11 protein-coding genes are annotated in these 12,925 nt (G+C 67.9%); 4 read left to right on the top strand and 7 right to left on the bottom strand.

Annotated elements, in window-relative coordinates; translation table 11 throughout:
• Positions 1 to 168: 168 nt before the first annotated feature.
• Both NS365_RS15625 and NS365_RS15620 read left to right on the top strand, forming a co-directional pair.
• Entirely contained in the window at positions 169 to 1,434 is a 1,266-nt protein-coding gene (locus NS365_RS15625) for a metallophosphoesterase family protein (protein WP_058601227.1), read from the top strand.
• Entirely contained in the window at positions 1,434 to 4,988 is a 3,555-nt protein-coding gene (locus tag NS365_RS15620) for an AAA family ATPase (protein ID WP_058601226.1), read from the top strand. The genes NS365_RS15625 and NS365_RS15620 overlap by 1 nt, the downstream gene beginning before the upstream one ends.
• A gap of 4 nt (positions 4,989 to 4,992) precedes the next feature.
• On the opposite strand, the gene nikE is transcribed toward NS365_RS15620, so the two are convergent.
• The 5 genes from nikE to nikA are packed head-to-tail and all read right to left on the bottom strand — an operon-like array spanning position 4,993 to position 9,895.
• Positions 4,993 to 5,790, bottom strand: coding sequence for a nickel import ATP-binding protein NikE (gene nikE, locus NS365_RS15615; RefSeq protein ID WP_058601225.1), 798 nt, complete (start codon positions 5,788 to 5,790; stop codon positions 4,993 to 4,995).
• Entirely contained in the window at positions 5,787 to 6,575 is a 789-nt protein-coding gene (locus NS365_RS15610; protein ID WP_058601224.1) for a nickel import ATP-binding protein NikD, read from the bottom strand. The genes nikE and NS365_RS15610 overlap by 4 nt, the downstream gene beginning before the upstream one ends.
• Positions 6,572 to 7,441, bottom strand: a complete 870-nt coding sequence (gene nikC / locus NS365_RS15605) for a nickel ABC transporter permease subunit NikC (protein ID WP_058601223.1) — start codon at positions 7,439 to 7,441, stop codon at positions 6,572 to 6,574. Before nikC ends, NS365_RS15610 begins: the two co-directional genes overlap by 4 nt.
• Entirely contained in the window at positions 7,438 to 8,382 is a 945-nt protein-coding gene (nikB, locus tag NS365_RS15600; protein ID WP_058601222.1) for a nickel ABC transporter permease subunit NikB, read from the bottom strand. Before nikB ends, nikC begins: the two co-directional genes overlap by 4 nt.
• 1 nt (position 8,383) lies before the next feature.
• Complete coding sequence (gene nikA, locus NS365_RS15595) at positions 8,384 to 9,895, bottom strand: nickel ABC transporter substrate-binding protein (RefSeq protein WP_082684641.1); 1,512 nt, start codon at positions 9,893 to 9,895, stop codon at positions 8,384 to 8,386.
• A 191-nt stretch (positions 9,896 to 10,086) separates the two neighbouring features.
• Here nikA and nikR point away from each other — a divergent pair, with 191 nt between their 5' ends.
• Complete coding sequence (nikR, locus tag NS365_RS15590) at positions 10,087 to 10,515, top strand: nickel-responsive transcriptional regulator NikR (RefSeq protein ID WP_058601220.1); 429 nt, start codon at positions 10,087 to 10,089, stop codon at positions 10,513 to 10,515.
• Between the two features lie 123 nt (positions 10,516 to 10,638).
• A complete protein-coding gene (locus tag NS365_RS15585; RefSeq protein WP_058601219.1) occupies positions 10,639 to 11,169 on the top strand; it encodes a nucleotidyltransferase family protein in 531 nt (176 codons plus the stop codon).
• On the opposite strand, the gene NS365_RS15580 is transcribed toward NS365_RS15585, so the two are convergent.
• Positions 11,166 to 11,594 (bottom strand): DUF2809 domain-containing protein, encoded by a 429-nt coding sequence (locus NS365_RS15580; protein WP_058601218.1) that lies wholly within the window; start codon positions 11,592 to 11,594, stop codon positions 11,166 to 11,168. The two genes, NS365_RS15585 and NS365_RS15580, sit on opposite strands and share 4 nt — an antisense overlap.
• Before the next feature lie 13 nt (positions 11,595 to 11,607).
• Positions 11,608 to 12,876, bottom strand: coding sequence for an arsenic transporter (locus NS365_RS15575; RefSeq protein ID WP_058601217.1), 1,269 nt, complete (start codon positions 12,874 to 12,876; stop codon positions 11,608 to 11,610).
• Positions 12,877 to 12,925: the final 49 nt, after the last annotated feature.

Here is a 12,925-nt window from a genome sequence, read left to right as displayed (position 1 = left end):
AAGATCGCCTATTGCGCAACTGTCTCGGGCGGCTTGGTCGCGTGGTCGTCAAAGTTGTATACTCGGGGCGCCCTCCGTCTTGGCTCCGGCTTCGTGCCGCATCTGCCAACCCGGCCGCTGCCAAGCGAGCTGCTGCCAAGCGAGCCGCTGGCGTGTTAGGACGCTGGCATGGCCTTTCGCTTCGTCCACACCGCCGACCTTCATCTCGACTCGCCGCTGCGCTCGCTCTCGCTTCGCGATCCCGATCTCGCCGATCTCATCGGCGACGCGTCGCGCCGGGCGCTTTCCGCGATCGTGGATCTCTGCATCGAAGAGGCGGTGGATGCGCTTCTGATCGCGGGCGATCTCTACGACGGCGAGCAGACCTCGATGAAGACGGCGCGCTTTCTGGCGCGCGAGATGGAGCGCCTGCATCAGGCCGGCATTCGCGTGTTCAAGATCCGGGGCAATCACGACGCGCTCTCGCGCATCACGGCCGAGCTGACCCTGCCGCCCAATGTTCATGTGTTCGGCGGACGCGCCGAGATGATCCGCCTCAGGGCCGGACCGCTGGACGTCGCCCTTCACGGTGTCAGCTTTTCCCGACCGCAGGCGCCCGAAAGCTTGCTGCCGAAGTTCAAGCCGGCCCTGCCCGACAGCGCCAATGTCGGCCTTCTTCATACGAGTCTCGCTGGCGCGCCGGGGCATGACGTCTATGCGCCGACCTCCGTGCCCGAGCTTCTGGCAACCAACTTTTCCTATTGGGGCCTCGGCCATGTCCATGGTCGCGCCGAGCATGGCGACGCGGGCGGGCGCGTCGTCATGCCGGGGATGCCGCAGGGGCGCGACGTGAACGAGGGCGGGCCGAAAAGCGTGACGCTCGTCACGATCCGCGACGATCGCTCGGTGGAGATCGAGGAGCGCGTGACCTCGCTTGCTGAGTTCTCGCGCGTCGGCGTGGACCTCACGGGCGTCGAGGAATGGCGCGAGGCGGTGGAGCGGATCGGCCGGGCGCTGGAGCAGGGCCGTGACGCCGCGCGCTCGCGCTTTCTGGTGGCGCGTCTGCACCTGCGCGGTCGCACGCCGCTTGCCTTTCGCCTGCGGCGCGACACCGATCTGCTTCTGGCGGAAGCGGCCGCGCGCGCCGAGCGCGTGGGGCAGGTCTTCGTGGAAAAGCTCGTTCTCGAGACCGAGCCGCCGCCGAGCGATGCGACCGATGCCGGGCCGCTCCTCGAACTCGGTCGCCTGATGCGCGAGGATGTCGCCCGATCGGACGGCACGCGGCAAGCCGTGCGCGCTTTGGCCGAGAAGCTGCGCGACGAATTGCCGGCGGAAGCGCGCGGCTTTGCTGGAGACAGCGAAGCGGAGTTCGAGAGTTTTCTCGACCGGCTGCTGGTGGACGCGAGCGAGGACATGCTGGCACGGCTCAGCCATGGCAGCGAGGAGACCGTCTGATGCGCCTTCGCCGTCTCGATCTCACGCGCTATGGGCGCTTCACCGATCATCGGCTGGATTTCGGCGCGGCCGAGCCCGGCGCGCCGGATTTCCACATCGTCTACGGCCTCAACGAAGCGGGCAAGTCGACCTCGCTCTCAGGCTTTCTCGATCTTCTCTTCGGCATCGAGCAGCAGTCCCGCTACAATTTCCTGCATCCCTATTCGGCCATGGAAGTCGGTGCGCTGCTCGAATTCGGCGGGGCCGAGCGCCATCTGATCCGGCGCAAGCAGCGCACGGGATCGCTCAGCGACGCCGCAGGCCAGAGCGTCAACGAGGCGGTTCTGGCGAACGCGCTCGGCGGCCTGTCGCGCGAAAGCTACCGCGCCATGTTCTCGCTGGACGACGAGACGCTGGAAGCGGGCGGCGAGGCCATCCTGCAAAGCCGGGGCGATCTCGGCGAGCTTCTGTTTTCGGCGAGCGCGGGTCTGGCCGGCATCAGCGCGGCGCTCGCCAAGGCGCAGGACGAGGCCGACGCGATCCACCGCAAGCAGGCGCGCTCCACGCAGATCTACCTCCTGAAGCAAAAGATCGAAGCGCTCGACGCCAAGCGCAAGGAGATCGACACGGCGGCTTCCGTCCACAACGCCTTGGCGAGCGACCTCGCCAAGGCGGCGGAGGCCTATGAGGCCGTGGTGGCTGATCTCGGCAGCGTGCGCCGTCGCCGCGCCGAGATCGAGACTCTGCTGCGCGCCCTGCCGCGCCTGCGCGATCACGAGGCCCTGCGCGCTGAACTGGAGGCCGACGGGGACGCGCCGACGCCGCCCGCCTCCTGGCGCGAGGCTTTTCCCAAGCTTCTGGCCGAAACGGTGCGTATCGACGGTGCCCTGCGCCGCGTCACGGACGAGCGCGCGCGCATCGAGACCGAGCGCGAAAGCGCCGCGCCGAACGCATCGGTTCTGGCGCTCCGGGCCTCCTGGCGCGCGCTGGAGGGCGACCGGGCGCGGGCACGCACAGCGGAAGACGATCTGCCCAAGCGCCGCCGCGAGATGGAAGCGACTGACGCCGCGCTGCAACAGCTTCTCCTGCGCCTCGGCGCACCGGCGGGGCTGGAGCCCGAAGACCTGCTTCTGCCCGCGCCGCTTGCGGGAGCGCTGCGCGAGCGGATCGAGGGCCGTCTCGCACTCGACGCGCGGCTGGCCAAGGCATTGCAGGAAGAGCGGGAGGCGGAGCATGCGCTGGCCCAAAGCGAAGCGCGCATCGCGGGCGCGGAGGCCATGCCGAGCGACCCGCGCGCTCTGGCCGAGCTGGACGCAGCCCGCGCCCTGGCCCGTCGCAGCGACGTCGCCGCCCGCTCGGCTCATGGGCGGGCCGAGGAGGCGCGGCGCAAGCCGCTGGCGCAGGCGCGCATGGAGGCGCTTCAGCCCTTTGAGGGCGATGTCGCCGCGCTCCGCGCGTTGGCGCTGCCGGATGCCGACCGGATCGCCGGCTGGCGTCAGCGTCTCACCGAATGCGCTCGGCGCGCTGGTGAGGCCGAGGCGCGGCTGCGCGAGGCGGATACGGAAAGCCGGCTGGCCGCGACGCGCCTGCGCGCGCTTGAAAAAAGTGCCGGTCCCATCGACGACACCCATGCCGAGACCCTGCGCGCCGAGCGCGACGCGGCCTTTGCCGCGCATCGCGCGGCGCTGAGCGAGGCGACGGCCGAGCGCTTCGCACAAGTGCTGCGCGCCGATGACGAGTTGTCGCGCGAGCGTCTGGCCCGCGCGCGCGATTTGGGCGAATTGCGCCAGCTTGGCGCGGCGCTCGCCACGGCCGAAACGGCGGCGGAGCGCTGGCGTGATCTGCTGGAAGTCGCACGGGACGACGGGGCGCGCCTCACCGACGAGATGGACGCCGCCCTGCCCGAGGCCCTGCGCGGCGAAACGGCAGACGGGGTGGCCATCCTGTCGCGGCTCGATCTCTTCGCGCGCCGCCGGCAGGAGGCGCTGGACGCCTTCGGCGCGCTGGACGAGACCCGCGCCGCGCGTCTGGCGGCCGAGGAGGATGCGGGCCGTTTGAGCGATGCGCTGGAAGAGGCGCTTCGGGCGCTCGGCCGCGCCCCGACCAGCCGCGATCTGGCTTTGCTTTGCGAGGCGGCGGACGCGGTTCTGAACGAGGCGACCGAAATGGGCGCGCGCCAAGCGGCGGCACAAGCCGATCTCGAAGCGCGCCGGGCCGATCTCGCCCGGCGTCGGCGCGAGGCCGACGAGGCGAGGCGCGCGGGCGAGGACTGGGCCTCCGGCTGGCGGGCGCTGATCGCGGAAAGCGGTCTCACGGCGCGGCTCGGCCGCGCGCTTCCGGGGACCGACCCAGCCGAACCCGGCGCAAGTTTCTCGGCGCTCGGCCCGCAAGTCGGCGCGGTTCGCGAGATGCTGCCGGTGCTTCTCGAACTGCCGGCTCGCCTTCAGGCCCTCTCCGATCTGCGCCACCGCGTGGAGACGATGGAGGCGAACCGGCGCACGTTTGAGACGGCGCTGGAAGACCTGATCGAACGCTTGGACCTTGCGATCCTGGAGTCCGGCAGCGCGGCACGAGCCGAGCGGCTGGGCGAGGAGATCGCCGAGGCCGAGCGCGGCGCGCAGACCCTGCGCCATCTCGATGCGGAGTTGCATCGCTTGGCGGCTGAAGAGTCCGAGCTGATCGCGGCGCAAGCGCGCATCGGCACGGAAGCGAGCGCCATGACCGCGTTCTTCGGCGTGGAGGCGTTGGAGGAGGTCGGCCCGGCGCTGGAGGCCGCGCAGGAGCGGGCACGACGCGAAGCGCGTCTCGCCGATTGGGAGCGTGATCTCCTCGCCGATCTCGGCGTCACATCTCTTGCGGAGGCCGAAGCGCGGCTGAGCCAAGCCGAGCGCGAGGCGCTGGAAGAGGAACGCGAAGCGCTGGACGCGCGCGTTCACGATCTCGAAGCGCGGCGGGAGACCCTATTCCGTACGCGCAGCGACGCGGCGGACGCACTGGAGCGCGTCGGCGGCGACGGCGCCGTGGCGCGCCTCGTGGCCGAGCGGCGCACGGCCATTCTGGAAATGGAAGAGCTGGCGCTGCGCGCCCTGAAACTGCGCACCGGCGCGCTGATGGCGAACGAGGCGCTGCGCCTCTACCGGGACCGGCACCGCTCCGCCATGATGGAGCGCGCGTCCGACGCCTTCCGAACCATGACGCGCGGCGACTATACCGGCCTCGCCACGCAGTCGGAAAAAGACAGCGAAATCCTGATCGGGCTGACGCGCGCGGGCGGCTCGCGGCTGGCCGCCGACATGTCGAAGGGCACGCGCTTCCAGCTTTATCTCGCGCTGCGCCTGGCCGGCTACGAGGAGTTCGCGCGCGCCCGCTCGCCCGTGCCTTTTGTGGCCGACGACATCATGGAGACCTTCGACGAGCCGCGTTCGGAAGAGGTGCTGCGGCTTCTGGCGGGCCTCTCGCGTCATGGGCAGGTGATCTACCTCACCCATCACCGCCATCTCTGCGACCTGGCGCGCCAAGTCGAGCCAAGCGTGCGCCTGCACGAGATCGCAAGCGCGCAGCGCGAGCCGGCCTGAGCGATCAGGCCGGCATGATGCGACGGGGATAGGCCGGCAGCACCGCTTCGCGAAGCGCGCGGCCCGCCGGGGACTGGAGCGCCAGCGGGCGTGTGACGGGCGCTTCCTCGACCATGCGCCCCTCGTCCATGACGAGGACGCGCGTGCAGAAGCGCTCGACCAGCCGGATATCGTGCGTGACGAAGAGATAGGCCGTGCCCGTCTCCTCCCGCAGCCGTTCGAACAGCGCGATCATCTGAATCTGAAGATGCAGGTCGAGATTGGACACGGCCTCATCCAGCACGATCAGCTTGGGCTCCGGCGCGAAGGCGCGCGCAAGGCAGACGCGCTGCAACTGCCCACCACTCATCTGCGCCGGCAGTTTGCCGGCATCGCGGGGATCGAGACCGACCTTGTCGAGGAGATCGGCGACGCGCGCGCGCAGCGCTTCCCCGTCGAGGCCGAGAAGGTGGCGCAGCGGCTCGGCGACGATCGTCCCGATCGTCGCGCGCGGATCGACCGCGCCGACCGAGTCCTGAAACACCATCTGCACGGCGCGGCGAAAGCCCGGCATCTCGGCCTTGGGAAGGCTCACGAGCGAGCGCCCTTCGAACAGGATCTCGCCGCTGTCCGGACGCTCCAGCCCGAGCAGCAGGCGCGCGAGCGTGCTCTTGCCGCAGCCGCTGCGCCCTAGAAGCGCGACGGTTTCGCCGTGGGCGATGTCGAGGGAGATATCATTCAGCACGAGGGTCGGCTTCGACGCGCCGACCAGCGAGACGCGTCGATAAATGCGCGAGACGTTACGGGCGGACAGGAGGCTCATGCCGCGCGCTCCAGTCCGTAGAGCGAGAGATGCGCGTCGACGAGCCCGGCCGTGACGGCGTGACGCGGGCGGTGAAACACCTCCTCGACCGCGCCGGTTTCCACGATCCGCCCGCGATCCATGACGGCGACGCGGTCCGCCAGACGCGCGACGACGCCCATGTCGTGCGTCACGAGAAGCAGCCCCAGGCCGCGTTCGCCTTTCAACCGTTCGAGCAGATCGAGAATGTCGCGCTGCACGAGCAGATCGAGATCGCTGGTCGGCTCATCGGCGAACAGAAAGGGCGCTTCGCTCATCAGCGCGAGCGCGATCATCATGCGCTGAAGCATGCCGCCGCTCATCTCGAACGGATGAAGCGTTAGGATGCGGCTTGGGTCGTTCAGACCGGCCGCAAGAAGGCTCGCCTCGATCCGTGCATCGCGATCCGTTCGCCCGAGGTCGAGAGCGCGCAGCGTTTCCAGCGCATGGTCGCGCATGGTGCGCACGGGGTTGAAGGCGCTTCTGGGGTTTTGCAGGATGGTGGCGACGAGGCGGCCGCGCAGGTTCATTGGGGCGCGCTCTTTTCCGTCCACCAGCACCGACCCGCTCTCGCGAACCGTGCCGGGCGGCAGCACGTCCAGCGCGGCCGCGCAGGTCAGGGACTTTCCCGATCCGCTCGGGCCGACCAGCGCCAGAACCTCGCCGCGCTCCAGATGCAGCGAGACGCCGCTCACCAGAGCCTGCGGCCCGTCATGGCGACGCGTGAGAACGCTCAGAGCTTCGATGTCGAGACGGCGCGTGCTCAATGGGAATGCTCCATGCGCAAATGCGGGTCGAGCCGGTCGCGGATCGCGTCGCCCAAGAGATTGAAGGCCATGACGGAGACGAAGAGCGCAAGGCCCGGCCAGAGCATCAGAAGCGGCTGCGTCCAGACGAAGGCGCGCGCGTCGTTCAGCATGACACCCCATTCGGCGGTGGGCGCGGCGACGCCGAGGCCGAGAAAGGACAGGCCGGAGACATGCAGCATGATATGGCCGATATCGAGCGTCGCTAGCACCACGAGCTGCGAGAGGGTCGCGGGCAGCAAGTGTTCGCGGAAGACGCGAAGTCGGCTCGCGCCCGCGAGGCGCGAGGCCAGGATGAACTCGCGATGTTTCAGCGACAGGACGATGCCGCGCACGATGCGCGCATACCAGGGCCAATGCGACAGGGCGATGGCGGCGACCACATTGACGAGGCCCGTGCCGAGCATCCCGACCATGAAGAGCGAGAGCACCAGGGTCGGAAAGGTCATGAACACGTCCGTGACGCGCATGATGGCCTGATCCAGCCGCCCGCCGAGAAACCCCGCCGCGCCGCCGATCGTGATGCCGAGCGTCAGGATCAGGGACAGGGCGACGGCGACGGAGCCGAGCGAGACGCGCGCCCCGGCGATGAGGCGCGAAAGAATGTCCCGTCCCAGGTGATCGGTGCCGAGCCAGTGCGCCCAGCCGGGCTCCTGGAGCCGCGCGGGCAGATCGACCGCGTTGGGCTCATAGGGGCTGATCCAAGGGCCGACGAGCGCAACCATGACGATGGCCAGCACCAGCCCCAACGCGATGCGGCCCCCGCGCCCGAGCGGGCGGCGACGCGGTTCGGCGATGGCCTCGGCGGGAAACGCGAGATCGCTCATTCGACGCCCTCCGACGACAGGCGAATGCGCGGATCGGCGACGGCATAGGCGATATCCGCCAGAAGATTGCACAGGACGAAGACGCCGACCATCAAGAGCGTGAAACACTGGATCACGGGATAGTCGCGGTTGAAAATGGCCGAGACGGCATAGCGCCCGACACCCGGCCAGCCGAAAATGCTTTCGATGACCAGCGTGCCGCCGATCAGCTCGCCCACATGCATCCCCGTCGCGGTGATGATCGGCAGAAGCGCGTTGCGCAGGACATGCGCGCGCTCCACACGCCGCTCGGACAGGCCGCGAAGGCGGGCATAGGTGACATGGCGCTGGCCGGCGACCTCCAGCATCGAGGCGCGCAGGAGGCGGGCGTTGATCGCCAGCGACATCAGCGCGATCGAGGCCGCCGGCATGATCATATGCGACAGGCCCCCTCGCCCCATGGCCGGCAGCCAGCCGAGCTGCACGGAGAAGACGAGCACGAGCAGGAAGCCCAGCCAGAAGTTCGGCATGGACACGCCGAGAAAGGCGACGAGACGCACGATCTGGTCGGGCAGCCTGTCGCGGTGGCGCGCCGCCCACATGCCGAGCGGAACGGAGATGCCGAGCGTCAGCACCAGGGCCGCGCCGGCAAGCTGGAGCGTCGCGGGGAGATAATGCAGGAGATCGGGCAGGACGGGGCGCTGCGTGGCATAGGACAGGCCGAAATCGAGTCGCAGCGCATGACCGAGCCAGTCGAGATATTGAACCGCGATCGGCCGGTCGAGGCCGAGCAGGGCGCGCGCTTCCTCCAGCGCCTGGGGCGTCGGCGGCAGGCGCGACAGGCGCAGATAATCCATGGCCGGATCGCTGGGGCCAAGGCGCAGAAGCAGGAAGATCGCCAGCGAGGCCGCCAGCAGCATCGGCACCAGAAGCAGCAGCCGGCGCAGGATGAAGCGCGCCATCTCAGCGCGCCTCGGGTCGAATGTCTTCGAAGGGAATTTCGCTCGCCAGCGCGCCGAAGGGAATAGGCCCCAACTCCGGTCGCGCCACCACCATCGTGTTCACGAAACTGAGCGGAAGATAAACGGCTTGCCTGTGGAGGCGGGTGAGGATGTCCCTGTAGAGCGCCCGCCGCTCCGCCTCGTCCGTGGAGACGAGAACGCGGCCGATCTCGGCGTCGATCTCCGCCTTGTCGGGCAGGCCGAGCTGCGCCTGATAATCGGCATGGGAGGGCACGCGCATGGAGGACAGGAAGGCGTGCGGATCATAGGGCGCGCCCCAGCTTCGGTTGAAGATCATGCCGAAGCGCCCGTCGCGCTGGCGCGCATAGATCGAGCTTTCCTCCTCGCCGGTCAGCGTCACGCCGATGCCGACTTTCGCGAGATCGGCCTGCACGATCTCCGCCATGGACTTCAACACGGCGTCATTGCCGACGAAGCAAAGTTCGATGGTCAGCGCCTCGCCGTCGCGCGAGCGCAGGCCGTCAGTGCCCCTTTTCCATCCGGCCTCGTCCAACAGTCTTTCCCCCTGGGCCGGGTCGTAGGCGTACGGTTTCAGGCCGATATCGGCATAGGGAACGCTCGGCGAGAATAGCGTGTCGGCGCGCGTCTGCGTGCCGTAAAGGGCCGCTCGGATCATCGTGTCCTTGTCGACCGCATGATTGATCGCTTGGCGGACAGCGAGATCGCGCGTTGGGCCCGTCTTGGTGTTGAGCGCGAAGACGCGCGTTTCCACCGGCGGGGAAAGCGCCGTCTGGAAGCGGCCCATCGCCTTGAAGCGCTCATAGGTGTCGGGCGAGATCGGGCCGTCCGTTCCGTAGATCAGGTCGATCTCGCCGGTTTCCATCGCGACGGCGCGCGTGTTCGGGTCGAGAATGACCTTTACGTCCACCGCGTCCAGCGCCGGCTTCTCGCCCCAATAGGTTTCGTTGCGGGTGAAGAGGTCGTTTTCGCCGAGATGGCTCTCGCTCAAGACCCAAGGCCCCGTGCCGATCGGCGCTCGGATGCCCTTCACCGTGCCGCCGTCCACGAATTGCGACGGCGCGATGAAGCGGAACGGGCGCGGCAGGGCGAGTTCCTCCAGCGCGGGGTAGTAGGCGTCCTTCAGCGTGAGGCGAATGGTGCGCTCATCCAGCGCCTCGACGCCGGTGATCTGGTTGGCGAGTTCCAGCCAGGCATGACGGGCACGATTGGCAAGAACGGCGTTGAAGTTGGCGACGACGGCCGCTGCATCGAAGGCCTCGCCATTGGAAAAGCGCACGTTCGGCCGCAGGTGGAACGTATAGACGCGCCCGCCCTCGGACACGTCCCAGGATTGCGCAAGCCAAGGCTGGATGGTGCCGTCCTTGCGGTACTTCACCAGCGGCTCGTAGACCATGGATTGGGCGAACATCTGGTTCGGCGTGTAGAGATGCGGGTTCAGCGGCCCGACATTCACCGGCCAGGAAAAGTTCAGCCGCCCGCCGGCTTGCGCCATGGCTGGGAAAGAGACCAGAAGACCGAGAGCGACGGCAAGGGACAGAAGACGGCGCAAATCACGACTCCATCATTGGTATGACGTTTTCCTCAAAACATCATACTGTTTGCGAAGTCCAGTCCCAGGACGCAAGAGGGCTTGCGCGCGAGGCCGTGGGGTTCGACAAGATCGGCCCAAGCGCGGGAGGATGAATGCAGCGGATCACGATCACGATCGACGACGATCTCATGGCCGAGCTTGACCGGATGATCGAGCGCGACGGCTATCCCAACCGCTCGGAGGCGATCCGCGATCTGGCGCGGCTCGGCCTGCGCCACGCGGCGATCAAAGCGGGCGAGGCGCGGGATTGCGTCGGCGTGCTCAGCTATGTCTACGACCATGAGGCGCGCGATCTGGCGCGCCGGCTGACCGTCTCGCACCATCACCATCACGACCTTTCGGTCGCCTCGCTGCATGTCCATCTCGACGCCGAGCGCTGCCTCGAGATCAGCGTCCTCAAGGGCCGCTCCGACGAGGTGCAGCATTTCGCCGACACCATCACCTCGCAGCGCGCGGTGGCCTATGGCGAGCTGAAGATCATCCCGCAGACGGTCCAGCCGGAGCACCACCATGAGGAATGAGACGCCGTCCTCCTGAGGCCCGGAAGAAATTGGGGGAGACAGGAGACAGAGGATACGGCTGTCATTTGGGGATTGTATCGCCTCAACCCGGTTTCAAGAACTGAAGCGGATGAAGGGCGTGCCATGACCGAGGCGGAATTTCTGGCGATCGCACGCAGCAATCCGGTGAATGCCGAACTCGAACGCCGGCTTCGCAGGATTGATCTCCCTCAGTGCCATCTCGTCGCCGGCTGCCTCTTCCAGACCCTCTGGAACGCGCGCTCGGACCGCGCGCCGGGCTGGGGCATCAAGGATTACGACGTCTTCTATTTCGACGACACCGATCTTTCCTTCGAGGCGGAAGATCGGGCGATCCGCGCTGTCGCGGAGGCGACGGCCGATCTCGGCGTCGAGGTCGAGCTTCGCAATCAGGCTCGCGTGCATCTCTGGTATCCCCAGCGTTTCGGCGGGAGCTATCCGCAGCTTTCGTCCGCGCGGGACGGGATCGACCGCTATCTCGTGACCTGCACCTGCGTCGGCATCGAGGTCGAAAGCGGCGCGCTCTATGCGCCGAACGGGTTGAAGGAACTGGCGGCCGGCATCCTGCGGCCCAATCCGCTGAACGCGAGAGCCGACCTCTTTCCGGCCAAGGCCGAGAGTTATCGCGCCCGCTAGCCCTGGCTGGTGATTGCCGACTGACGCGATTCCTCCTGGCCCGGTAGGAGAGCGCGATCGAGCAGGGCCGCGAGCCCGATCCCGATGGCATAGGCCAGGATATTCCAGAGCGAGAAGACGCGGCCGAGCAGCAATGCTCCGGCCGTCGTCAGGCGAAAGGCGTCGAAGGCGGGCGTGTGGACGAGCCGGGAGAACTCAACCGCGACCGCCAGCGCGAGGGCAAGACCCGCGACCCGCCCCCGGCGCGGGAGAAATGCCGCGATCAGGAAATAGACCATGCTCCCCCAGAGAAGGGAGCCTCCATATTTGACCGCGAAGAAGGACAGGCCGAGCCGGTAGCCGCCGGCCCGCAAGGACAGGCCGGCAAGGATCACCAGCGCCGCCGCGCCGAGAAGCGCGAGGCGGCGGCGTGGGGCGGACGCCATAGGCCTTGGTCCCTCACGACCAGGGCTGGAACAGAACCGCCAGAAGCGCCAGGATCAGGGCGGGCGGCATCACCACGAAGCCGATCTTCAGGAAGTTCAGCGCGCCGAAGGAGAGGCCCTCGCGGCGCAGGGCGCTGAGCCAGAGAATGGTCGCGAGCGAGCCCGTGACCGACAGGTTGGGGCCGATATCGATGCCGATCAGGATGGCGTTGACGACCTGCTCCGGCAGATGCGCGGCATTGGTGAAAGCACCCGTGAGGAGACCGAGCGGCAGATTGTTGGTGAGGTTCGTGCCGAAGGCCAGCACGACGCCCGAGGCCATCGCGCCCCAATGCGGCGCTTGATTGAGCGGGCCTTCCAGAAGGGAGACCAGCGTCGCCTGAAGCCCGCTGACTTCCAGCGCGCGCACGATGACGAAGAGCCCCGCGACCATGGCGAGCGTTTCCCAGGAGATTTCCTTCGCCAGGGGCAGCGGGTTGTTCTTTTCGCCGATCATCACGGCGAGCGCGGTGAGGAAGCCGGCGAGCAGCGTCGGCCAGCCGAGTTCAAGACCGAGCGCGGAGGAGACGAGAAGCACGATGCTGGCCGCGACGAGCCCGATCGCCGCGATGCGCCCGCCGAGCGAGAGATGCGGGATCTCGACATTCGAGTCCGTCGTGCCCTGGAGGCCCTCTTTCTGGGTCCAGCGCAGGAGATAGAAGGTTGCGGCGATGGCCAGGATCGAGGGCAGCGAGAAGCGCAGGAGCCATTGGCCGAGCGGCGGCATCTGGCTGCCGAAGACGACGAGATTGGCCGGGTTGGAAATCGGCAGGACGAAGGAGGCCGCGTTCGCCACGAAGGCGCAGACGAGGAGATAGGGAATGGGCGAGGACACTTTCGCCGCGCGCGTCACGGCGATCACGGCGGGCGTCAGCACCACGGCCGTCGCGTCGTTCGACAGGAACACAGTGACGAGCGTGCCGATGAGATAGACCAGCGCGAAGAGGCGGCGGGGCGAGCCCTTGGCCGAGCGGGCCGCGAAGGCCGCGAGATAATTGAAGAGGCCCTCGCGCCGCGCCGTTTCGGCCAGCAGCATCATGCCCGCCAGAAAGAGATAGACGTCGGTCCCGCTCTCGATGCCCACCAGCGCTTCGCGCCAGGGCAGCAGGCCGGTGACCACCAGAAGCGCCGCGCCCAGAACCGCGAAGACCCATTCCGGCCATTGGCCCGGCCGGAAGATGACGCCGAACACGGTGACGCCGCTGACGACCCAAGTGAAGACATGCAGAAGACTGAGGGTCATCGAGGATCCGCTCGGGGAAATGAAAGAGATTTAGGTTGAAGGCGGCCGG

Origin of the sequence: Aureimonas ureilytica (assembly GCF_001475935.1) — a bacterium.
Lineage (GTDB): Bacteria > Pseudomonadota > Alphaproteobacteria > Rhizobiales > Rhizobiaceae > Aureimonas > Aureimonas ureilytica_A.
This window is presented reverse-complemented; position numbering and strand designations above follow the sequence as displayed.